This is a genomic window from Azospirillum sp. B510 (assembly GCF_000010725.1).
Classification (GTDB): Bacteria; Pseudomonadota; Alphaproteobacteria; order Azospirillales; family Azospirillaceae; genus Azospirillum; species Azospirillum lipoferum_B.
This window is the reverse complement of sequence record NC_013856.1, coordinates 14,816-37,529: the sequence shown is the minus strand read 5'-3', so window position 1 is coordinate 37,529 and position 22,714 is coordinate 14,816. Positions and strand designations below refer to the sequence as shown.

Here is a 22,714-nt window from a genome sequence, read left to right as displayed (position 1 = left end):
AATGTTCAAGAACCTGAAAATCGGCAAGAAGCTGGCGGTCCTGGTGGTCGTCCTCAATGCCTTCACCGCCATCATCGGCCTGATCGGCCTGCATGGCATGAAGATGGGCAACGACGCGCTCGACACGGTGTACAATGACCGCGTCGTCCCGCTGCGCGACCTGAAGGTCATCGCCGACCTCTACGCCGTCAACATCGTCGACATGGCGCACAAGGCGCGCAACGGCAACGTGCCGGCCGAAACCGCGCTGGCCGCCATCGACGCCGCCCGCACCGGCATCCGCGACAAGTGGCGCGCCTATCTGGCGACATATCTGGTCGACGAGGAAAAGGCGCTGGTGGCGAAGGCCGAACCGCTGATGGCGAGCGCCGACCGCGCCGCCGACCGGCTGCGCAGCATTCTCGCCTCGGGCCGCTCCGACCAGCTCGACCGCTTCGTGATCAACGATCTCTATCCGGCGATCGAGCCGGTGTCCGACGCGATGTCGGCGCTGATCGAGCTTCAGCTGACGGTCGCCAAGTCGGTCTACCAGGAGAACGACGCGCTCTACGACCTCAGCGTCCGGCGGACCATCGGGCTGCTGGTCGGCGCCGTGCTGGTCGGTCTGGCGCTGGGGGTGATGATCATCCGCTCCATCACCGTGCCGCTCGGCCAGGCCCGCGACGTGATCGACCGCATGGCCAGGGGCGACCTGTCCGTCACCCTGTCCGACGGCGGCCGGCGCGACGAGATCGGCCACATGCTGCGCGCCACCGCCGGCATCGCCGCGACGCTGAAGGCGGTGGCCGGCGACCTGCGCGAGCTGATCGAGGCGGCGCGCGGCGGCGCCCTGTCGGTCCGGGCCGAGCCGGAACGCCATGCCGGCGAGTTCGCCGTGCTGGTGCGCGGCGCCAACGAACTGGTGGAGGTGCTGACCACCCCGCTGTTCGAGGTGGCGGCGGTGATGGCCAAACTGTCGTCGGGCGACATCCGCGGCCGCATGGCCGGGGCCTATGAGGGCGACCTGCGCGCCCTGAAGGGCAACGTCAACCGCAGCATCGACGCGCTGGCCCTGCTGCTCGACGAGATCTCCGGCTTCGCCGGGGCGCTGGCCCAGGGCGACGTCACCCGGACCATCGACGGCGCCCACCAGGGCGACTTCGCCGCGATCAAGAACAACCTGAACAGCGCGGTCGCCCAGCTCGCCGCCGTGCTGCGCGCGGTCAACGGCTCCACCGAGCAGGTCGCGACCTCGGCGTCGGAAACGGCCGCGGCGGCCATCGACGTGTCGCGCCAGGCCGCCGGCCAGATGGTGACGCTGACCGACGTGTCGGGCGCCATCGAACAGACCGCCGCCGCCATCGGCGAGATCGCCCGCAACGCCGAGCGCGGCAGCGCACTGGCGCGCGGCACGGCGGAGCTCGCCGAGGACGGCCAGCGCACGCTGGTCTCGCTCAGCCGGGCGGTGGACGGCATCGCCGAGCGGACGGCGGGGATCGAGCGGATCAGCACGCTGATCGCCGGCATCGCCGACAAGACCTATGTGCTGGCGCTGAACGCCGGGCTCGAAGCGGTGCGGGCGGGGGAGAGCGGCCGCGGCTTCGGCCTGATCGCCGCCAAGATCTCCTCGCTGGCCGAGGATGTCACCGCCGCCACCCGCGACATCGGCACCTTGGTGCGCGAGGCGGCGGCCGGGGTCGAGACCGGCGTGCACGCCGCCGGCGAGGCGGCGGAGGCGATCGGCCGCATCGTCCAGGCATCGCGCGACAGCGGCAGCACCGCCCAGTCCATCGCCGCCGCCATCGACGAGCAGAACGCGATGGCCAGCCTGCTGAAGGACCGGGTCGAGCAGCTCTCCATGACCGGGCAGGCGACCGCCGGGGCGGCGGAGGAGATCTCCGCCACCATGGCGGCGCTGACCGACATGGCCCAGCGCCTGCAAACCGAAACCGCCCGCATCCGCACCGCGTGAGAAGGCGACGCCCGAGCCATGGGGAAAGCGTCATGAAAGAGGGATTGCGCCTCGCGGCCGGCAAGCTGACCGCGCCGTTCCTGATCACGATGGTGGTGCTGTTCGGCTTCTATCTCGGGGGCGACAGCTTCCAGGGCTTCGGGCTGGCGGCGATGGACAGCACCCGGCGCGTGCTGAAATACGTGCTGGGCGTCGCCGCCTTCCTGTCGCTGGCGGTGCTGGTCCAGCGCATCGTCCAATATGTGATCTTCGACGGCCTCGTCGCGTCGGCCACCGGATCGCCGGTGCCGAAGCTGCTCAGCCAGATCTCCGGCCTGGTGATCTTCGGCATCGCCGTCTCCGCCTGCGCCGGCATCGTCTTCGAACAGGATCTGACGGTGCTGTGGGCGGCGTCCGGCGTCGCCGGCCTCGTGCTCGGCATGGCGCTGCGCGAGCTGTTGCAGGACGTCTTCGCCGGCATCGCGCTCAACATCGACCGCGCCATCCGCATCGGCGAATATATCCAGATCCACCGCTCGGGCGACGCCAAGATCAGCGGCCAGGTGCTGGAGATCAGCTGGCGCACCACCCGCGTGCGCGACTTCATGGGCGATCTGGTGATCTTCCCCAACAGCAAGTTCAGCGCCTTCACCATCACCAATTTCAGCCAGCCGGAGGCCAACAGCTTCCGCTTCGTCACCCTGACGCTGGATGCCCGCGTGCCGCTGGCCCGCGCCACCCGCATCCTCCAGGCGGCGGCGCTGGAGGCGATGACCGGCCTCGCCGGCCCCGACACCCCGGTGCCCTGGGTCGAGGTGAAGGCGATCCGGCTGGAGGGAATCGAATACGCCATCTTCTACAAGGCGGAATGGCGCCACCTCGCCAACGCCGCGCCGATGATCCTGCAAACGGTGCTGACCCATCTGGCCTTCGCCGGGCTGGAGACGGCGACCGTGCTGACGGAGGGCGCATCCGCCAGTGACGGCACCGCCGCCCGGACCAGGGCCGCCGGCCCCGACGGCGCCGGTCTGGTCGCCCTGCTCGGCGCCACCGCCCTGTTCCGCGGGGTGGGCGAGGCGCCGCTGCGCCTGCTGGCCCGCCATGCGGCGCTGCGCGAGAGACCGGCCGGACAGGTGGCGATCCAGGCGGGAGAGGCCGGAACCTCGCTGCATCTCGTGCTGGAGGGGCTGCTGTCGGCCGATGCCGGGCGGCGGTCGGTGCGCGATCCGCTGCCGGCCACGCTCCGCCCCGGCGACCTGTTCGACCCCGCCATCCTGCGCGGCGAGGCCCATGGCAGCACGGTGCGCTGCCGCACGCCGGTCCTGCTCTGCGAATTCGGCTCCGAAGCCCTTCAGGCGCTGTTCGGCGGCAACCCCGACGCCATGGAACGGGTGGCGCGCAACCTCGTCGCCGCCTCCCCCAACCGCGCCGGCGAGGAGGAGGAGCGGGTGGCCGACACCCTGCGCCAGATGCGCCAGCTGTTTCCCGCCACCACCGCCCGCCCCAACCCCAACCCCAACCCCGTCTCCAGCCCCGTCTCAACCATGGGCCCGGCGGCGAACGCCGGGTGACCACGACCACACCAGCCCACTCCAACCAGAACGCTCCAACCAACCAGAACGTCAGGAAGAGGTGACACCATGGATCCCATTTCTCTCGCGGTCGCCTTCATGGCCGCCTTCGGCATCATCTCGACCGATGCCGTCCTGCATGCCGACAGCGTCAGCGTCAGCCTTTACATGCCCGACGAGCTGTCGAAGGGCACGGCCAAGGGCGACGTCATCGAGGACATGTTCATCGCCAAGATGCAGGAGATCGGCGACACCAAGTCCTATTACGGCAGCCCCAGCGTGCGCTCGACCAAGGCCAAGACCATGGGGGCGGTGCTGGCCAAGACGCTGAAGCTGGAGGACATGACCGCCGCCGTGCAGCACACCTTCGGCATGAAGACGGCCACCGTGAACGGCAGCTTCGCCAAGGACGAGAAGGAGGGCAAGCTCCAGCTCGTCGCCATGGTGCGCGACCCGGACGAGCCGCCCTTCCCCGTCATCGTCAAGCGCAAGGACAATGAATCGCTGCCCGACATGATGGGCCGCGCCGCCTCGCAGGTGATGGAGCATCTGGCCCCCTACGTCACCCTGGTCTACACCCTCCAGGACGCCGACCGTCAGCACGACTACACGCCGGTGGACGAGTTGATCGGGCGCGAGCTGAAGGCCTACGCCTCCAAGAGCTATTACCGGGAGCGGGCCAGCATCCTCAACATGGCCGGCATCGTCGCCCTGCACAAGGACAAGCCGGAGGAGGCCGCCCGCCTGTTCGAGGAGGCCGACCAGACCGACCCGACCCTGCTGTTCCCCCGCCTCAACCGCGCCTTCGTCATGCTGGTGAAGGATGACGAGAAGGCGGTGGAGACCTATCTGAAGCCGGCGATGGAGGCCGCCCGCTATCAGCGCGCCTACACGATCCTGGCCGCGGGCGACCTGATCCGCGCCGGCGCCTTCATGGGGATGGGCCGCTACGACCAAGCCATCGCCGCCCTCGACGACGCCGAATATTGGGATCCGACCAGCGCCCTGGTGCCGTCGCTGCGCGCCGAACTCTGCACGGAGCGCGGCGACGTGGTGTGCGCCCAGCGGAACCAGGCCAAGGCCCGCGCCAACCTGGACAATTTCGAAACCTATCCCGAGGTGGCCAGCCTCTATTACCGCATCTCCTGGCGCAAGGGCGAGCCGTTGAAGCCGAGCGATCTGCGCCAGGATCTCGCCAAGCCGGCGGCGGCGGCACCGGCGGCGGCGGTGAAGGTGTCGGACAGCACCGTCGCCAAATAGGCGGCCGGACGGCGGAGGGGCGCGCGGATCATCCGCACCCCCTCCCCCTCCATCACGCCGGCAATGATCGCCCTCTCCCGTTCCGGAAAAGGGAGGGAAATGCGATGACCCTGCCGTAGTCGCGCGCCCAGATACCCTCGCGGCTCCCCTCACCCGCCCTGCCCTTCCGCTGCGACGGCCAGCGCCTCGCGATGGAAGGTCCGGTTCAATGCCGGCGTCAGGTCGCTCCAGGCCAGCCCCACCCGCGACAGCGTGCCGGGAAGCCGCAGCGGCCGGACGGCGACGCCGGGCGGACAGGAGGGCATGGCCAGCTTCGGCAGGATGCCGATGCCCATCCCGGCGCCGACCAGCGCCAGCATGGTGGTGAACTCCCCCAGCTCGCGCTCGATATTGGGGATCAGGCCCTGCCTGGTCAGGGCCAGCATCAGCTCGTCGCAGAAGCCTGGGGCGAAACGCCGCGCCAAAAGGAAACAGGGCTGGCCGCTCAGGTCGGCCGGCGCGATTTCCGCCAGCCGGGTGAGCGGATGTTCCTGCGGAAAGGCGACGATGAAGGATTCCGACAGGACCTCCCGGCATTCCACCGCCTTCTCGTCGATGGGCAGCCGCAGGAACCCGAAATCGATGCGTTTTTCCCTCAACCCGCGGATCTGGTCCGGGGTCGGCATGTCCTTCAAATCCAGCTCGATCCTGGGATAGAGCGCGTGCAGGCGGCGGAGCAGCGCCGGCATGTACCAGGGCAGGACCGAGGAGATGAAGCCGATGCGCAACCGGCCGATCTCGCCGCGCTCGCTCGCCTGGACCTGCTGGACGGCGCGCTGCGCCTGATCCAGCGTGGCGCGGGCGCCGGAGAGAAAGAGCTGGCCGGACGGGCTCAGCTCCACCCGGTGCCGGTCCCGGATGAAGAGCTGGACGCCGAGTTCCTGTTCCAGCGCCTTGATCTGCATGCTCAACGCCGGCTGCACGATGCCGAGACGTTCGGATGCCCGGCCGAAATGCAGTTCTTCCGCCAGAGTGACGAATGACCGAAGAACACGCAGCTCCATTTTACTACTCCCCCTCCCGATTATTACTTTATTATCAAAATTTTTGATAACCGTAATCATGGAATAATATTTGCTCAAGGTCAAGAGAGAAGTTTATGTCCTATCCATGACGAAAGACGGCGACAACCATGGATGGAAGACATCGCATGGCGCCCGACGTCCAGAGGAGAGGATACGCAATGGCGACTGACTTCAGCCTTTTCGATCTGTCCGGCAAGCGAGCCCTGGTCACCGGGTCGGGGCGCGGCATCGGCTTCGCGCTGGCGCGCGGTCTGGCCGCCGCGGGCGCCGAGATCATTCTGAACGACATCGAGGAATCGCGCGTCGCCACCGCCGCCGAGGAGCTTCGCGGCGCCGGCCACCGCACCGGCTATTCGGTGTTCGACGTCACCGCGCACCAGGACGCCGCCGATGCGGTGGCCCGGGTCGAGGAGACGGTCGGCCCGATCGACATCCTGGTCAACAATGCCGGGATCCAGCGCCGCGCCCCGCTGGAGGAGTTCAAGCCGGAAGACTGGGACGCCATCCTCAAGGTCAACCTGTCGAGCGTCTTCCATGTCTCGCAGGCCGTCGCCCGCCATATGATCCCGCGCGGACGCGGCAAGATCATCAACATCTGCTCGGTCCAGAGCATGCTGGCGCGGCCGACCATCGCCCCCTACGCCGCCACCAAGGGCGCGGTCGCGATGTTCACCAAGGCGCAGTGCACCGACTGGGCCAAGCATGGCTTGCAGGTCAACGGCATCGCTCCCGGCTATTTCGCCACCGAGATGAACAAGGCGCTGGTCGAGAACGACGAGTTCTCCAGCTGGCTGTGCCGCCGCACGCCGGCCGGGCGCTGGGGCAAGGTCGAGGAGCTGGTGGGGGCGGCGGTGTTCCTGTCGTCGGCCGCCGCCGATTTCGTCAACGGCCAGGTCCTCTATGTCGACGGCGGGCTGACCTCCTGCGTGTAAACTCTTAGGAAATCTTATCGAAGCGCGCGGCAAGCGCCGGAAGGAAAAGGGGAATCGTCATGGAAACCAGGGCTTGCGTCATCCACGCCGAAAAGGATCTGCGCGTCGAGGCCGTGCCGCTCGGCGCGCCGGGCGAGGGGGAGGTTCTGGTGCGGGTCGGCGCCGGCGGCATCTGCGGCTCCGACCTCCACTATTACCAGCATGGCGGCTTCGGCACCGTGCGGGTGCGCCAGCCGATGGTGCTCGGCCACGAGGTCGCCGGCACCATCGAGGCGGTGGGGGCCGGCGTGACCGCCCTGCGTCCCGGCGACCGCGTCGCCCTCAACCCCAGCAGCCCCTGCGGCCACTGCCGCTTCTGCCTTGCCGGTGAACAGCAGCATTGCACCGACATGTGGTTCTGGGGCAGCGCCATGCGCTTCCCCCACAGCCAGGGCGCCTTCCGCGAGCGGATCGTCATCAAGGCCAACCGCTGCGAGCCGATCGGTGAGGTCGTGAGCCTGGGCGAGGCCGCCTGCTGCGAACCCCTGTCGGTGGCGCTCCATGCCGTGCGGCAGGCGGGATCCATCGCCGGCAAACGGGTTCTCGTCACCGGCGCCGGCCCCATCGGCGCCCTGGTGGTCGCCGCCGCCCGTCAGGCCGGAGCGGTCGACGTGGTGTCGACCGATCTCCAGGCCAACGCGCTGGAGAAGGCTGCCGCCATGGGGGCGACCGCCACCATCAGCGCCGCCGATGGAGAGGGCCTCGCCCGTGCCGAGTTCCTGGCCGACAAGGGCTGGTTCGACGTCGCCATCGAATGCACCGGCGCCGGTCCGGTGCTGGAGAGCATCCTGCCGGTGGTCCGCCCGCGCGGTACCATCGTCCAGGTCGGCATGGGCGGCAACACCCAGCTGCCGCTCGGCACGCTGGTCGGCAAGGAGTTGTCCCTGCGCGGCGCCTTCCGCTTCCATGAGGAGTTCGCCACGGCGGCCCGCCTGATCAAGGAACGGCGGATCGACGTCACCCCGATCATCACCGGCAGCCTGCCGCTCGGCGAGGCGGTGCGCGCCTTCGAAATGGCCTCCGACCGCAGCCGCCACTCGAAGGTGCAGATTCTCTTCGAATAAGGCCGCCCCGCTTCCAGGCGACGGCCGGACACACCATCGCGACCCGGCTCCCGGCAGCGGAGCGCCTTCGGCGCGCCCCGCGCCGGAGCCGTGCGCGCACACAGAGGAAAGCCCGAGATGAGTGCTCCCGAAGTTCTTCAGGTCGGCCCCTATCCCGCATGGGATCAGGAGCGTCTCGACGCCCATTTCGTCATGCGTAAATATTTCGAGGCCGACGACAAGGACGCCTTCCTGGCCGCCCATGGCGCCAACATCCGCGCCATCGCCACCCGCGGCGAACTGGGCGCCAGCCGCGCCATGATCGACGCGCTTCCGAAGCTGGAGATCATCAGCGTCTATGGCGTCGGCTATGACGCGGTCGATCTGGCGGCGGCGCGCGAGCGCGGCATCCGCGTCACCAACACCCCCGACGTGCTGACCAAGGATGTCGCCGATCTCGGCGTCGCCATGATGCTGTGCCTGTCGCGCGGCATGATCGGCGCCGAATCCTGGGTCCGCGATGGCAACTGGCAGTCCAAGGGCCTCTATGCCCTCCAGAACCGTGTCTGGGGCAAGCGCGCCGGCATCCTCGGCCTCGGCCGCATCGGCTTCGAGGTCGCCCGCCGGCTTACCGGCTTCGACCTCCAGATCGCCTATTCCGACACCGCGCCCAAGGACTACGCCACGGACCTGCGCTACGTCGCCGATCCGGTGGCGTTGGCGGCGGAGAGCGATTTCCTGTTCGTGACGCTGGCGGCCTCGGCGGCGACCCGCCACATCGTCGGCCCCGCCGTGATCGACGCGCTCGGCCCGCAGGGCATGCTGATCAACATCTCGCGCGCCTCCAACATCGACGAGAACGCCCTGATCGACGCGTTGTCGGCCGGTCGGCTCGGCTCGGCCGCGCTCGACGTGTTCGACGGCGAACCGAAGATCGACCCGCGCTTCCTGACGCTCGACAATGTCCTGCTCCAGCCGCACCACGCCTCCGGCACCTTCGAGACGCGCAAGGAGATGGGGCGCCTGGTGTTCGACAATCTCAGCGCCCAGTTCGACGGCCGCCCGCTGCCGACTCCGGTCCTGTGAGCCCGGCGATCGACATCGGCAATCGACACTGGCAATCGACACCGGCCAATGGCGGAGAACCCAAAATGACTGACGAGAAGCCCGCCGCCGTCGCCGTGATCGGCGCCGGGATCATGGGAACGGCGATCGCCCGGCGGCTGCTGGCGACCGGCCATGCCGTGCATGTCTTCGACATCGACCGCGCCCGCGTGGCGGCACTGGCGGCGGAGGGTGCCGCCGGACAGGACAGCGCCGCCGCCGCCACCGCCGCCGCCACCTACATCATCCTCAGCCTCAACCATGCCGACATCGTCGAACGCGCGGTCTTCGGCGCCCAGGGCGTGGCGTCGGCCGCGTCGCCCGAACGGCTGCTGATCGACATGTCGTCGATCGATCCCGCCGCCACCCGGCGGATGGCCGAGCGCCTGAAAGGCGAGACCGGCATGGCCTGGGTCGATTGCCCGCTGTCCGGCGGCGTGCCGGGCGCCCTGTCCGGGCGGCTGACGGTGATGGCCGGCGGCGACGCGGCCGATGTCGAACGGGCCCGCGCGGTGATGCGCGACCTGACCGCGAACTACACCCGCATGGGCGGGCCGGGGGCCGGACAGACGACCAAGCTGGTCAACCAGCTGTTCTGCGCCGTGCTGTTCCAGGCGGTGGCCGAGGCGGTGAAGCTGGCCGAGGCCGGCGGCGTCGATCCCGCCGTCATCCCGGCGGCGCTGAGCGGCGGACGGGCGGATTCGCGCATCCTCGCCGAATTCATGGGCAAGTTCGCCGCGCGCGACTACAGCCCGACCGGCCGCATCGAGAACATGCTGAAGGATCTGGAAGCGGTCCAGGCCTTCGCCATGGCCACCCGGACGCCGCTGCCGATGACCGGACTGGTCACCGAGCTGCACCGGCTGTTCCAGGCCGCCGGCCTCGGCGGCCACGACACGGCGGAGATGATGCGCCTGCTGGACGGCACCAGCGGCCGGCCCGGCGCCTGACAAACTCAAGATGTGCATTCAAGAACAAGGGGAAACGAAGAAATGATCAGCGGGAACATCCACAATCTGGGCAACATCCGGCAGTGGCTGCCGGCTCCGCTTCAGGAGGCCCTGGACTGTCTTTTGACCGTCGATTTCGCAGCGCTGCGAACGGGCCGCCACGAGCTGCGCGGCGACGACATCTTCTTCCAGGTGATCGACCTGACCACCAAGCCGGCGGACGAGAACCGTCCCGAGGTCCATCGCAATTACATCGATGTCCAGTTCCTGGTGCATGGTTCCGAAAGGATCGGCTTCGCCACCGACGACGGCACCAACATCGTCGCCCAGGATCTGCTGAAGGAGCGCGACCTGCTCTTCTACCAGGATGTCCGCAACGAATCCTGGATCGAGATGATCCCCGGCAGCTTCGCCGTCTTCTTCCCCACCGATGTCCATCGTCCGGCCTGCATGCTCGACGCGCCGACGCCCATCCGCAAGGTGGTGGTGAAGGTCAAGCTGGCCCAGCTCTGACCGGGCTGCCGCCCTCCACCTCCCGGCAAGGATAATCCACAAAAAAGGGGAGACGCTCCCATGTCCGTCCCGTCCACCTCGAACCCGGCCGCCAGCGATTATGAATCGGCGGTCGCGTCGGTTCCGAAATCGCGCTGGTACCGCATCCTGATCCCGGTGATGACGCTCTGCATCATCTCCTACATCGACCGCACCAACATCGGCTTCGCCATGGCCGGCGGCATGGCCACCGAGCTGGCGATGACGGCGTCCTTCGCCGGCTTCGCCGCCGGCATCTTCTTCATCGGCTATATCTTCCTCCAGGTTCCCGCCGGCCATCTCGCCTCGCGCGGGGCGGCCAAGCATTTCCTGACCGGGTCGATGATCGCCTGGGGCGTCATCTCGATCCTGACCGCCTTCATCCAGAACGAGACGCAGCTGGTGATCCTGCGCTTCATCCTGGGGCTGGCCGAAGGCGGCATGCTGCCGGTGGCGCTGACCATGATCGCCCAATGGTTCCCCAACGAGGAACGCGGGCGGGCGACGGCGATCATGATCATGTTCGTGCCGATCGCCAACATCATCTCCGGCCCGCTGGCCGGCGTCATCATCGAGAATTTCGGCTGGCGCAACCTGTTCCTGATCGAAGGCGTCGGCACCTTCTTCCTGATCCTGCCCTGGATGCTGATGGTGACCGAGGATCCGCGCAAGGCGAAGTGGATCTCCGAGGCGGAGCGCGCCTTCATCGTCTCCCGCCTGGACGCCGAACAGGCGGCCATCGCCAGCCGGCCGGAGACCGCCAAGGCCTCGCTGAAGCAGGCGATGGCGACGTCGGAGATGTGGAAGCTCATCATCATGAACTTCTTCTATCAGACGGCGATCTACGCCTTCGTCATCTGGCTGCCGACCGTCATCAAGACGCTGACGCAGACCAGCATGGCGAGCACCGGCTATCTCTCCATGCTGCCCTACATCGGCACCATGATCGGCATGTATACCTTCGGCCGGCTGTCCGACCGCAGCGGCGACCGCAAGACCTATGTCGCCCTGCCGCTGCTCGGCCTGGCCGGCAGCCTGCTGTTCTCGGTGCTGCTCCAGAATCACATCTGGCTGTCCTTCGCCTGCCTGGTGCTGGCCGGCGGCTTCCTGCAATCCGCCGCCTCGGTGTTCTGGACCATCCCGCCCCTGCTGTTCCCGGCCTCGGTCGCCGGCGGCGTGCGCGGCGCCATCAACGCGCTCGGCAATCTCGGCGGCTTCCTCGGTCCCTATATGCTGGGCTTCTTCAAGGATCTGTCGGGCAGCACCGACAGCGGCGTGCTGATGCTGGTCGGCTTCCTCGTGGTGTCGGCGGCGATCACCTACACCCTGCCGATCAAGCGCGACGGCACCCGCGCCTGACGATGGACGCCCGAGACTGGATGCCTGAGCATGGATAAGGAAAAAGCGATGATCGTCGTCGTCATGGGCGTGGCGGGATGCGGCAAGACCACGGTCGGCCAGATGCTCGCCGCCCGGCTGGGCTGCGGCTTCTCCGATGCCGACAGCTTCCACCCGCCGGCCAATGTCGAGAAGATGCGCGCCGGCATCGCGCTCGGCGACGACGACCGTTGGCCCTGGCTCGCCGCCCTGCGCCGCGCCATGGACGGCTGGCTCGCCGAAGGCGCCAGCCATGTCGTCGCCTGCTCGGCGCTGCGCCAGGTCTACCGGGAGATCCTGTCGCCGGCGGGAGAGCCCAAGGGAACGGTCGTCTTCGTCCATCTCACCGGCTCGCCCGAGCTGATAGGCCGGCGCCTGCGCGCCCGCCAGGGGCACTACATGAACCCGGCCCTGCTGGAGAGCCAGTTCGCCACACTGGAGGCGCCGGAGGACGCCATTGTCGCCGATGTCGGCCGCAGCCCGGCCGAGATCGTCGAGGATGTCCTCCACCGCCTGCCCTGATCCACCGGGACCAGGCCGGCGAACAGCATCCGTTCGAAAACCGAAATCCGCCGGAGGCCCGCCACAGCCTCCGGCGGATTTCGCACGTTCGGGCAGCGCCTTCCCCAGACGCTTTCCCTGGGGAATTCGCCGGCATCCGGTCAGCCGCCTTGACCGGCGTTGCATCTACCCCTACCCTCCCGCCCTGTTGATGCCGGGGAGGGAACGGTGAAGGGCGAGGAGTTGCGGACCCATCGGGAAGCGAAAGGACTGTCGCAGTCCGAATTCGCCGTCTGGCTGAACGAGCGGCTGCAACGCCGTTACGACAAGCAGAAGGTCAGCCGCTGGGAAAACGACGCGGAGCGCATCCCGACCGCCGTCGATGCGCTGATGACGCGCGAGATCGCCGGGCCGGAACCGGAAAAGCTGGGCGGACCGGCGCTGGTGGTGGTGGTGGCGAACCAGAAGGGCGGCTGCGCCAAGACGGTGTCGGCGGTCAACATCGCGTCGGCCCTGGCGCTCGCCGGCTATGCCACCATGCTGATCGACTGCGATCCCCAGGCCAACGCCACCCAGCATCTCGGCATCGACTCCTACACCATGGAGACGGAGGGCAAGACCCTCTATTACGTCATGCATGGCGACCTGGAGCTGGACGACATCCTGGTCACCGTGCCGGAAAGCGGCCTGCGCGTCGCCCCCTCCTCCATCCGCCTCGCCGAGACCGAGGTGGAGCTGGGCAAGGAGGCCGGCGGCGACTTCATCATGAAGGAGAAGATCGCGGCGGCGAAGCGCAGCTTCGACTTCATCATCATCGACACCCCCCCCAACATCGGCGAGCTGACCAAGAACGCCATGGTCGCCGCCCACACCGCGGTCATCCCCTGCCAGACCGAGAAGTTCAGCCTGCTCGGCATGGCCTTCCTCTTGGAGAATGTCGCGAAGATCCGCCGCCGGATGAACACCGGGCTCTCGGTGACCGGCATCGTGCCGACGATCTTCAAGCAGCGGGAACGCAACGACCGCGAGGTTCTCGTGCAGATCCACGAGGAATACGCCCCACACCTGCGGGTGTTCGATCCGGTGCCCAAGGCGTCGGTCTATGCCCAGGCGACCTCGGTCGGCCGCGCCGCGGTGGAGGCGATGCCGGATGTCGCCGGCGCCGCCGTCTATCGCGATGTGGCCGCCACCCTCGTCGAAGAACGCACCGCCCGCCTGAAGGAGATCGACCGTGTCGCGTAGTCTGCTCGGCAAGGCATCATCGAAGCCGGCGCAAAGCGCCACCGCCGCCGCCCGGATGAAGGACGCGCTGTTCGGCCTCAGCCGCCATGCCCCGCATCTGGTCGAGGTGCCGCTCGACCGCATCGCCCCCAACCCGAACCAGCCGCGCCGCGAGTTCGACGAGGAGGAGCTGCGCGGGCTGGCCGCCTCGATCGAGCGGCACGGGCTGCAACAGCCGATCGGCGTGCGCCAGACCGCCGACGACCAGTGGCAGCTGGTCTATGGCGAGCGCCGGCTGCGGGCGATGCGGCTGCTGGGGCGGGAGACCATCTTCGGCATCCTGTTCACCGGCGACGATGACGAGGAGATCGCCATCGTCGAGAATCTCCAGCGCAGCGACCTCAACCCGCTGGAGGAATCCGACGCGCTGGCCCGGCTGGCCGAACGGCACGGTTATTCCCACCGCCAGCTCGCCGAGGCGCTCGGCCGCAAGAAGACCTATGTCACCATGATGCTGTCCTTCCAGCGTCTGGCCCCGGCGATCCGGGAGGACTACCCCGCCCTGCGCCCGACCAAGGCGAAGCTGGAGGCGCTGGCCGCCATCGACGATCCGGGCGAGCAGCTGCGCGCCTGGGAGAAGCTGAAGCGCGCCGAGGCCGGCCCCCCGCCCGCCCCCGCCGGCAAGCGCGCCGCCACCAAACCTGATGCCGCCGAGGCCGCTTCCGTCAGCGCCCCGGCCGGCGTGGCGTCGAGCGCCCTGCCCCGGCGCGCGGCCAAGCCGGTCTTCCAGGCCCGCGACGTGCTGCGGGAACTCCAGGCCAAGCCGCAGCCGCTGTCCGACACCGACCGCCAGGCGCTGCTCGACATGCGGTCGGCGATCGACGCCATCCTCACGACGACCGAACGATAGCGCTGGTCGGAATCCGACCACTCCGTCGCGGTGGTCGGATTCCGACCGGAGGCGGCCGCCCCAGGGGCGCGAACCGAGGGGATTCGACTGATTTCCCAACAGCCGGGCATTTTCCAGGCGCCAGCCCCACCTCCACACCGTGACCGCCGACGAAAGGCGGCCGCCCCCGCTCTCCGTCCCGCTCAGATCACAACCAGTTTCCACCCGAGCGCTGTGGCCAGCTCGGTCTCGGAGAATGCCCGAATCTTGATTCTATCCTCCCCTGTGCCCTCCTCATAATCTTCCATTCTGTTTTTCCCAGCCTTCGGCTTTGACCACTCCGATTTGGGAAATGGCAGCAGTTTGGTGTTGCTTTGAAAAAGGTTGGCGACGGGAAACACAAAGAATTCCTTCCAATGTGTGACCGCGAGTTCATGGGTGGCCTCCCAATAGCCGAAAATCAGACACCAGTGGGGGTTCAAGCCGGTTAAATCCGGCTCTCCCTTGCTGCCCACGGAAAACGCCATCATGACGAATTGGCCGTTATCTACCGCGCTTTTCACCAGAGTGAACAACTCACCGGCATCTTTAAAGCCAATCACCTTTCCGCCTTCGTAGCCGACACTTTTGGCCAAGAGCCCCACGTGTTCCGCAGCGAATACTTCGCCGATCTTCGTCAGGCCTGCCAACTTGGCGATGGATCGCAGCGACGTTTTATTGTCCGGAAAAGAGGCTTTATGCTTCGTCGGCGGTGGCAATACCTTACCGCCGGAGAGCTCCTTGTGGCTCAGCGCCTTCCACAACGCGTAGATCCCGCATGTTGGTCCGCGCTGACTGTACAACAGACCATCCAACGCGACGCCGGCTATCACCTTGCAGCTTTTCGAGTCGGGAACATCCTCCCACCTTACCATTCCACACTCCTCAACCAATCAGTTTCCAGGAGGATGTTGACGCAATCATGGGGGATCAAGGTGAATCGAAACTCTCTCTTTGATCGCGGCGATCCACTGCGGGAGGAGGCTCCCAGGCGGGCCAGGAGGGACGACGCCAAGCTCATCCGTGACGGTCACAGGGTTCGCATCCGCATGTGGCGGCGCCCCCCAGACCTTCGGGCTGGAGGAATTCACGGTCGAACAGGATGACGAGGTGAGCGTCCCTGTCACCAACATGGACGACATCGACGAGCTGACCGCCTCCCCCCCTTGGGGGGAGCCACGGCATGCGCACAATTCCGGATAACGCCAAGCGTTTGGAACAAAAAAACTTCTCGTCATCCCCGCGAAGGCGGGGATCCAGGAGGCTCCGCGACCGATCGCTGGAACGGCTGGATTCCCGTCTTCGCGGGAACGACGCGCCGGCCGGGAGGGAGGGGGAGGGCGCATCCGCCGCGGCTCCCCATTTGCCCCCCCGGCTCCCCCCTCACGCCACCCGCAACGCCCCGGCGGTGTCGTGGTAGAAGCCGTTGACCAGCGGCGCGTCGATCAGCCCGCCCAGCTCCGCCGCCACCTCCGTCCCGTCACGCCGGCCGTCCAGCACCGCGCGGAAGGCCTCGGCAACCCGCACCATGTCGATCGCCTGCGGCGACAGGCGGAAACGCTCCACCCCCATCGCCACCAGCTCCGGCATCTCCGCCGCCAGACACAGGCAGCCGTGCGACATCGTCTGGGTGCCGTTGACGGTCAGGAAGGGCTGCCCGTCCATCGTCGTCACCGGCATGCCGTCCGGATCCTTGCCGCAGACGAACTGGCAGCCGTCCTTGTGCAGCCCATGGGCGCGGGCGTGGTAGCAGCGGGCGGAGATGGCGAGCGGCGCCCGTCCCCACACCTGCACCTCGGTCTCCACCCCCAGCTCCCGCCCGGCCTTGGCCAGCACCGCGACGGTGGCGGAGGGCAGCTCGGCCGGCAGCGAGACCGCCACCGCGCCGCGCCCGGCCATCCAGCCGAGCGTCGCCTCGTTGTAGACGTTGATCGTCGGCCCGACCGCATGGGGCCGCCCGGCCAGCAGGGCCAGCGCCCCCATGTCGTTGGCCTCGACAAGCGCGGCATCCGACTCCACCAGATCACGCATCGCCGCGCGTTCGCGCTCGCTGCCGACCAGGATCGGGCTGGCGAGCCACACCGTCTTGCCGGCGGCGCTCAGCCGCTCGATCACGTCGCCCATCGCCTCGGCGAAGAAGGGCGCCCGCTTGAAGCAGACGATCTCGCCGACGACCACCCTGTCCACCGGCGCCTCGTCGGCGATGCGGGCGTAGAAGTCGCGCCAGCGGTCGACCGGCCAGTTGAACAGCACCGGCCCCAAAGTGAGTGACGCAGTCATTCCGTGAAACTCCTCAGCGCCATCCGCGCGTATAGGCTCCGGTGGTCTGGGTCCCGCCCTCGACCATCGCCTGCAAATCGATGCGCGGCACCACGCGGCCGGCGGCGAAGCTGTCCAGCGCCTCGCGATAGGCGCGGACCACCGCGGCGATATAGGCCTTGCCGCGCTGGCGCCCCTCGATCTTCAGCGCCCGCACGCCGGCCGCCTTCAGCTCCGGCAGCAGATCCATCGCGTTCAGGCTGGTCGGCTCCTCGAACAGATAGGCCGGGCCGTTCCCGTCTCCGGCCGCTTCACCGGCACCGGCGCCGGCGACGAAGCGGCCCTTGCACAGCGTCGGATAGCCGGCCTGCTCGCCCTCGCCGAAGACGTTGATGGTGAAGCCGCCCAGCGTCGAGGCGAGCGCGCCGCCCCGCTGCTCGTAGCGGACATGGTTGGCCGGCGAGCAGACGCCCTGCTTGTTGGGCGACAGGCCGGTCGCGTAGGAGGACAGCGAACAGCGGCCCTCGGCCATCGGGCAGAGGCCGCCGAAGACGAACACCTCGGTCTCGATGTCGATCTCGGCGTTCAGCCGGGCGATCTCCGGCACGGTCAGCACGCGCGGCAGCACCACCCGGCGCACGCCGAAGGCGTCGCGGTAGAGCCGGATCGCCTCGACATTGGCGGCCGAGGCCTGGACCGACAGATGCAGGCGCAGGTCGGGATGGCGCTTCGCGGCATAATCCAGCAGCCCCGGATCGGCCAGGATGACGGCGTCGACCTTCAGCCGCGCCGCGTCGTCCACCGCCTTTCGCCAGGGGCCGAGATTGCCGGCCTGGGGGTAGGTGTTGACGGCGACATAGACCTCGACCCGGCGCGCGTGGGCGTAATCCACCGCGTCGGCGACATCCTGGCGGGTGAAGTTCAGGCCCGGAAAGTTGCGGGCGTTGGTCTCGTCGCGGAAGCCGAGATAGACGGCGTCGGCCCCGGCATCGACGGCGGCGCGCAGCGCGGCCGGCGTCCCCGCCGGGCAGATCAGCTCGAAATTGTCCATGATCCTATGCCCTGGTCCTATGCTCTCGTTTCCGGCGGTGTTCCGGCCAGCGCCCCCGCCAGGCGCGCCTCCATCCGTTCGATCCCCCGGCGCAGCGGCGGCGGCAGCAGGCGGCGCGCCGCCTCGATCCGGTCCAGCACCGGCCCGGCATTGCGGCGCAGCACCGGCAGGGCGCGGGCCAGCGGTGCGGCGACGGAGGCGGCGTCGGCCACCAGATCCATCTCCTCCTCGCCGTCCAGCGTGTTGCGCAATGCCAGGATCAGGGCGGTGTCGCCGGAGATGCTCAACTCGCGCCGGAAGAACAGCGCGTCGCCGTCGATCCGCCCCTCCAGCAGGTCGAGCAGCCGGGCATAGGGCCCGCGCACCACCGCGTCGGCGGCCCCCTCCGCCCCGACGCCCCCGGCACCGCGCGGCAGGGCATGAAGCGCCAGCTCCGGTCCGACACGCATCAGCAGGGCGACCGGCGCGTCCACCGGCTCGATCAGCACGCGGGCGTCCGGCATCTCGCGCAGCGCCTCGAAGGCGCGCGGGTGGCGGGCGGCCAGCAGCGTCAGCAGCCGCGCCAGCAGCGCGTCGCTGGCCCGCCGCCCCAGCTTCGGCACCAGCCCCAGCCCGGCCCGGCTCAACCCGGTCTCGAAACGGCGGGCGCGCTCGTCCGAGCCTGGAGAGCCGGGCCCATCGGCGGTGAAAGCGGTCGGTGCGAAAACAGTCGGTGCGCCATCGGGATCGCGCATAGGCGGCTTCCCTCCTCATCGGTCAGTCCACCGCCCATGAAAACCGGCACCCGTCCGCCGTCATTGACCTCCGTCAAGTCGACGCTTGCGCGAAGGTCGGGCGGCGCTCGCCAGCCCCGAGCGGTCGATCAGGTCATACAGCGCGCGGTCCTCGCGGCCGATGCGGTGTTTCAGCGCGGCGGCCTCCTCCCGCGTCCCGCGGACCAAGGCGGCCGGGTCCCTGGCGACCGCCACCGGGCCGGTCTGGATGGAACCATGAAGGGAACCGCGGTTTGAGCCTCCTCCGGATTGGTGGAGAGCTCTGTTAAGCTCCCTGTGGAAGCGGAGAGGTGGAGATGACGGCGAAACGGCGCTTTTTCACGGACGAGTTCAAGCGTGAGGCCGTGGCGCTGTTGGAAAGCAGTGGCCGGCCCCTGGAGCACGTCGCCAAGGACTTGGGCATCCAGCCGTCGATGCTGCGCACGTGGCGGCGGCGCGTTTCCGGGCCAGGGGGGCCGGCGATCAATCGGCGGAAATCACGCGCCTGAAGCGCGAACTGGACCGCGTCCGCATGGAACGCGACATATTAAAAAACTGTAGCCATTTTCTCGGAGCCTCTGAAATGAGGTTTCCGGATCATTGAGGATTGCCGGGACGAATACCCGGTTCGGGTGCTTTGCAACGCGCTCGGCGTGTCGCCGTCCGGCTACTATGCTTGGCGCACGCGACCGGAGAGCCCGCGCAAGGCGGCGAACCGGCAGTTGCTCGATGATATCCGGCGGCTTCACGCCGATCACCGCGAGCGCTACGGAGCCAAGTCTGGCTCACCGACATCACCTACGTGCCGGCCGACGAGGGCTGGCTGTACCTGGCGGTGGTCCTCGATCTGTTCAGCCGCAAGGCGGTTGGGTGGGCGATGCGCGATCACCTGCGCACCGAATTGCCGCTGGCGGCGCTCACCATGGCCATCCAGCGCCAGCGGCCCGCCCCCGGCCTTCCGCACCATTGCGACCGCGGGTTCCAATACGCCTCGGCGGACTACCGCAAGGCCTTGAAAAGCCACGGCATCACCCCGTCGATGAGCCGCAAGGGGAACTGCTGGGATAGCGCGCCGATGGAAAGCTTCTTCGGAAGCCTGAAATCGGAACTCGTCCACCATCAGCGGTACGCGACCCGTGAGAACGCCAAGCGGGACCTGTTCGCCTACATCGAAGGCTACTACAATCGCCAACGCCTGCACTCGGCGATCGGCTACATCACCCCTGAGCAGGCCGAGCGACAGCCCGCATAACCCGGTGTCCACCGCTTCAGGGGAAGCTCAGTTTTTCGGCGGATCGCCGCCGCGTCCATCGGCGCCGTCTGCGCGTGGTCTTTTCCGTGAAAGCGGCGTCAGGATCGGAATCCCGATGAATGGATGGGGATCGCCATCGAGATCCTGGTGCGGTTCACGCCGCCGCGAACCGCCTTCCGTCGCGCGCCGGTCAGTAGTTCGCCCAAAGCCCCGGCGTGACGAGCTCGACCATATTGCCGTCGGGATCGCGGAAATAGAGGCTGCGCGCGCCCCTCGGCCACGAAACGGTGCTCTCGATGGCGACGCCATGGCCGGCGAGCCTGTCGAGCCAGCCGTCCATCTGTTCGGCCGGAATGGCGAAGGCGTAATGGAGCCGTCCGCTGCCGCCATGGGGCGGGATCGTCCCGCCCGGCGTGTCGAGGGGCTGGTCGGTCAAACCCTTCTGGAACAGCAGCAGCACGCTTTTCGGTCCGACGGGATAGGCGGCGAGCCGCTCGCTCAACGACATCGCCCGCAGGCCCATGATGTCCTCGTAGAAGGCCCGCGCCCTGGCAAGGTCGTCGACATAAAGAGCGGTCTCGAGCACGCCGTTCAGTGTCAAGGCGGTGTCCGTCATGCGATCCCCCTATGAAGCGTGGCGCCAAGCGAATGGCGCGCGGCGGATCACGATAGCCCGTCCACCCTTCTCAAAAAACGCGAATTTGAACGGGCCATGCGCTATTCTCCGCATCGGAACGGCATCGACGGAGGAGGATGATGGATCGCGGAGCTTTTCCCCGGCTTCGGCCTCTCCGGCTTCTGGCGCTGTCGCTGCTCCTGTTCGCCGCCGCTCCGCGCCCATCCGCCGCCGCCCCCGATGAGGACATCCTGGGCAAGGCGGCGGGCTACCCGGCCGCGCCGACGATCGGCGAAAGCCGCAGGGAGCGTTACCGCGTCGGCTCCTTCAGCGCGCTCGACACGCTGGCCCCCTACTGCGCGCTCGATCCGGCCCCGGTCCCGCTGGCCCTGCCGGTCGAAACACCGGTCGATTTCGCCTACCGCTTCTCCGGCGGGACATACACGCTCGACGACTATATGCGGCGCCAGCGGGCCACCGCCGTCCTCGTCCTGCATGAGGGCGCGATCGTCGCCGAACGCTACAATTACGGGCGTACGCCCGGCATGCGGATGCTGTCGAACTCGATGGCGAAGACGATCACCGCGCTCGGCCTCGTCAAGGCGCTGGAGGACGGCGCGATCCGCTCCTTCGACGACACCGCCGCGACCTATGTGCCAGAGCTTCGGGGCACGCTCTATGGCGAAACGAAGATCGTCAACCTGCTGCGCATGGCGTCCGGCGCGAAATTCGTCGAGACCTACAGGCCGGATGACGACCGCGCGGCCTACAACCGGATCACGCGCCGGGACGGCAACATCGCCGCCGCCCGCAGCATCACCGAACGCGCCGACCCGGAAGGCGAACGGTTCAATTATGCCGGCGCCCAGACGCAGATCCTCGGCCTCGTGCTGCGCACCGCCACCGGCCGGACCCTGTGCGACTATATCGGCGAAAAGATTTGGCGGCCCATCGGGGCGGAGGCCAAGGCGACCTGGATGCTGAATCCGGCCGATAAGGCGGAGGTGGCGCAAGGCGACTTCAACGCCACCGTCCGCGATTACGGCCGCCTTGGGGTGATGCTGGCCAACGATGGCTTGGTGTCCGGCCGTCCCGTCCTCTCGGCCGACCATCTTCTCGACATGACGGAGGCGTCGCGCCAGCCGCCGGCCTTCCGTCCCGGACGGATGCGGTGGGCCGACAGCACCTATTACGGCTATGGCTTCCAGGTCTGGCTGCTGCCCGGCAGCCATCGCCGCTTCGTTCTGCTGGGCATCTATGGGCAGGCGATCTATGTCGACCCGATGCTGAAACTGGTGATGGTGCACACGGCCGTCGGCAAGGACGCGACCGGGGACGCCGGCCAGACGCATCTCGGCGCCGAACGCGACGCGCTCTTTCGCGGCATCGTCGCACGCTACGGCGATTGGTGATCCCGCCCCCTCGCGGCTGGCCGCCGCTGGAGGGTTCCCAGGGCAATCGCATTTGAAACTGTGGGACGGGCGCGAGGCCAAGTCCAAGGAGGTGGTGACCAAGGCCGGCGCGCAGTTCGTCGAAGTCGCGAACCGAAGCTCCAGGGTCTCGTCAAACGCGTGCAGGAGACGAAATAGAGTGCGATCGCTTCAGACGGAATCGTCCGAAGCGTGAATCGCACGAAAGCGCTCCAGGAAGCTCAGGCCGAGCCGCGCCCCGGCGGCGGTGATGGTGTGGGGGACGCCGCGCAGCAGATGCTCCTCCACCGGAAAGCCGGCGGAGCGGAGATGGGAGGCGGCGGCCCGCACCACGGCGGGCGGCATGATGCCGTCCGCCAGGCCGCCGACCATCAGGATCGGCGGACGCGCGCCCAACCTGTCCGCCGGCCCATCCACCGGCCCGGCCGGCGTCGGAACCGGGGCGGCGATGCGGCCGGCGAAGGCGATGACCGCGCCGCAGCGCTCCGGAGCGGTCATGGCGAGATGCAGCGCCATGATGCTGCCCTGGCTGAAGCCGACCAGCGCCACGTCGGCCGGCGCGACGCCCACCCGCCCGCGTTCGGCCTCGATGAGTTCGACGAGAGCCGGCAGGGCGGCGGCGACGCGGGCGGGCCGATTCTCCTCCGTCACTCCGGCGATGCTGAACCATTGATGCCCGTCGCCCATGCCGAAGGGCTGCGGCGCGTCGGGGGCGGCGAAGGCGGTGTCGGGAAGCGCGTGGCGCCAGGCCTGGGCCAGCGGCATCAGGTCGGCGCCGGACGACCCGACGCCGTGCAACAGGATGACCAGCCGCCGTGCCGCCGAACCGCAGGCCGGAGCCAGGCGCAGGACAGTCTCGAAGCCGTTCGCCGTGTCGTTGGTCATGGAACCCGTCCTTTCCGC

Annotated in this window: 21 protein-coding genes and 1 pseudogene; 14 read left to right on the top strand and 8 right to left on the bottom strand. The window is 68.2% G+C overall.

All coding sequences use genetic code 11. The features are described 5' to 3' along the window. The first annotated feature begins 1 nt into the window (after position 1). The 3 genes from AZL_RS21525 to AZL_RS21515 all read left to right on the top strand — a co-directional run bounded on the left by AZL_RS21525 (position 2) and on the right by AZL_RS21515 (position 4,761). Complete coding sequence (locus tag AZL_RS21525) at positions 2-1,951, top strand: HAMP domain-containing methyl-accepting chemotaxis protein (protein WP_012976571.1); 1,950 nt, start codon at positions 2-4, stop codon at positions 1,949-1,951. A gap of 32 nt (positions 1,952-1,983) precedes the next feature. Next, on the top strand, positions 1,984-3,501 hold the full coding sequence (locus tag AZL_RS21520) for a mechanosensitive ion channel family protein (protein WP_042444953.1): 1,518 nt from the start codon (positions 1,984-1,986) through the stop codon (positions 3,499-3,501). Between the two features lie 69 nt (positions 3,502-3,570). Continuing rightward, positions 3,571-4,761, top strand: a complete 1,191-nt coding sequence (locus AZL_RS21515; RefSeq protein ID WP_012976569.1) for a tetratricopeptide repeat protein — start codon at positions 3,571-3,573, stop codon at positions 4,759-4,761. A 149-nt stretch (positions 4,762-4,910) separates the two neighbouring features. Here the strand turns inward: AZL_RS21515 and AZL_RS21510 are convergent, their stop codons facing one another. Further along, positions 4,911-5,804, bottom strand: coding sequence for a LysR family transcriptional regulator (locus AZL_RS21510; protein ID WP_012976568.1), 894 nt, complete (start codon positions 5,802-5,804; stop codon positions 4,911-4,913). A 179-nt stretch (positions 5,805-5,983) separates the two neighbouring features. Here AZL_RS21510 and AZL_RS21505 point away from each other — a divergent pair, with 179 nt between their 5' ends. The 9 genes from AZL_RS21505 to AZL_RS21465 all read left to right on the top strand — a co-directional run bounded on the left by AZL_RS21505 (position 5,984) and on the right by AZL_RS21465 (position 14,433). Beyond that, complete coding sequence (locus AZL_RS21505; RefSeq protein ID WP_012976567.1) at positions 5,984-6,757, top strand: glucose 1-dehydrogenase; 774 nt, start codon at positions 5,984-5,986, stop codon at positions 6,755-6,757. 59 nt (positions 6,758-6,816) lie between these two features. Next, complete coding sequence (locus AZL_RS21500) at positions 6,817-7,860, top strand: L-idonate 5-dehydrogenase (RefSeq protein ID WP_012976566.1); 1,044 nt, start codon at positions 6,817-6,819, stop codon at positions 7,858-7,860. 117 nt (positions 7,861-7,977) lie between these two features. Continuing rightward, a complete protein-coding gene (locus AZL_RS21495; RefSeq protein WP_012976565.1) occupies positions 7,978-8,925 on the top strand; it encodes a 2-hydroxyacid dehydrogenase in 948 nt (315 codons plus the stop codon). A gap of 65 nt (positions 8,926-8,990) precedes the next feature. Further along, the gene (locus AZL_RS21490; RefSeq protein WP_012976564.1) at positions 8,991-9,893 is read left to right on the top strand and encodes an NAD(P)-dependent oxidoreductase; all 903 of its coding nucleotides are present in this window, start codon (positions 8,991-8,993) and stop codon (positions 9,891-9,893) included. A gap of 42 nt (positions 9,894-9,935) precedes the next feature. Beyond that, a complete protein-coding gene (locus AZL_RS21485; RefSeq protein WP_012976563.1) occupies positions 9,936-10,406 on the top strand; it encodes a YhcH/YjgK/YiaL family protein in 471 nt (156 codons plus the stop codon). A 60-nt stretch (positions 10,407-10,466) separates the two neighbouring features. Further along, positions 10,467-11,783 (top strand): MFS transporter, encoded by a 1,317-nt coding sequence (locus AZL_RS21480; RefSeq protein ID WP_012976562.1) that lies wholly within the window; start codon positions 10,467-10,469, stop codon positions 11,781-11,783. Between the two features lie 48 nt (positions 11,784-11,831). Next, on the top strand, positions 11,832-12,323 hold the full coding sequence (locus tag AZL_RS21475; protein WP_012976561.1) for a gluconokinase: 492 nt from the start codon (positions 11,832-11,834) through the stop codon (positions 12,321-12,323). A gap of 207 nt (positions 12,324-12,530) precedes the next feature. Beyond that, positions 12,531-13,544: an AAA family ATPase gene (locus AZL_RS21470; RefSeq protein WP_012976560.1), complete on the top strand. Its 1,014-nt coding sequence runs from the start codon at positions 12,531-12,533 to the stop codon at positions 13,542-13,544. Then, entirely contained in the window at positions 13,534-14,433 is a 900-nt protein-coding gene (locus AZL_RS21465; protein WP_049962005.1) for a ParB/RepB/Spo0J family partition protein, read from the top strand. The genes AZL_RS21470 and AZL_RS21465 overlap by 11 nt, the downstream gene beginning before the upstream one ends. Positions 14,434-14,615: 182 nt before the next feature. On the opposite strand, the gene AZL_RS21460 is transcribed toward AZL_RS21465, so the two are convergent. The 5 genes from AZL_RS21460 to AZL_RS36385 all read right to left on the bottom strand — a co-directional run bounded on the left by AZL_RS21460 (position 14,616) and on the right by AZL_RS36385 (position 18,729). Then, a complete protein-coding gene (locus AZL_RS21460; RefSeq protein ID WP_042444951.1) occupies positions 14,616-15,326 on the bottom strand; it encodes a hypothetical protein in 711 nt (236 codons plus the stop codon). A gap of 508 nt (positions 15,327-15,834) precedes the next feature. Next, positions 15,835-16,731 (bottom strand): ubiquinone anaerobic biosynthesis protein UbiV, encoded by an 897-nt coding sequence (locus AZL_RS21450; protein ID WP_012976557.1) that lies wholly within the window; start codon positions 16,729-16,731, stop codon positions 15,835-15,837. 13 nt (positions 16,732-16,744) lie between these two features. Beyond that, complete coding sequence (locus AZL_RS21445) at positions 16,745-17,761, bottom strand: ubiquinone anaerobic biosynthesis protein UbiU (protein WP_012976556.1); 1,017 nt, start codon at positions 17,759-17,761, stop codon at positions 16,745-16,747. A 17-nt stretch (positions 17,762-17,778) separates the two neighbouring features. Continuing rightward, positions 17,779-18,495, bottom strand: coding sequence for a ubiquinone anaerobic biosynthesis accessory factor UbiT (locus AZL_RS21440; protein WP_012976555.1), 717 nt, complete (start codon positions 18,493-18,495; stop codon positions 17,779-17,781). Between the two features lie 60 nt (positions 18,496-18,555). Then, positions 18,556-18,729 carry a hypothetical protein gene (locus AZL_RS36385; protein WP_012976554.1) on the bottom strand — a complete coding sequence of 58 codons (174 nt, stop codon included), beginning with the start codon at positions 18,727-18,729 and terminating at the stop codon, positions 18,556-18,558. Between the two features lie 101 nt (positions 18,730-18,830). Between AZL_RS36385 and AZL_RS21430 the strand changes: the two are divergent. Continuing rightward, positions 18,831-19,765, top strand: a pseudogene (locus AZL_RS21430) (IS3 family transposase). A gap of 190 nt (positions 19,766-19,955) precedes the next feature. On the opposite strand, the gene AZL_RS21425 reads toward AZL_RS21430, so the two are convergent. Next, positions 19,956-20,381 carry a VOC family protein gene (locus AZL_RS21425; protein ID WP_012976552.1) on the bottom strand — a complete coding sequence of 142 codons (426 nt, stop codon included), beginning with the start codon at positions 20,379-20,381 and terminating at the stop codon, positions 19,956-19,958. 137 nt (positions 20,382-20,518) lie between these two features. Here AZL_RS21425 and AZL_RS21420 point away from each other — a divergent pair, with 137 nt between their 5' ends. After that, positions 20,519-21,793: a serine hydrolase domain-containing protein gene (locus AZL_RS21420; RefSeq protein ID WP_012976551.1), complete on the top strand. Its 1,275-nt coding sequence runs from the start codon at positions 20,519-20,521 to the stop codon at positions 21,791-21,793. A gap of 189 nt (positions 21,794-21,982) precedes the next feature. On the opposite strand, the gene AZL_RS21415 is transcribed toward AZL_RS21420, so the two are convergent. Next, entirely contained in the window at positions 21,983-22,696 is a 714-nt protein-coding gene (locus tag AZL_RS21415) for an alpha/beta hydrolase (protein ID WP_012976550.1), read from the bottom strand. Between the last annotated feature and the right edge of the window lie 18 nt (positions 22,697-22,714).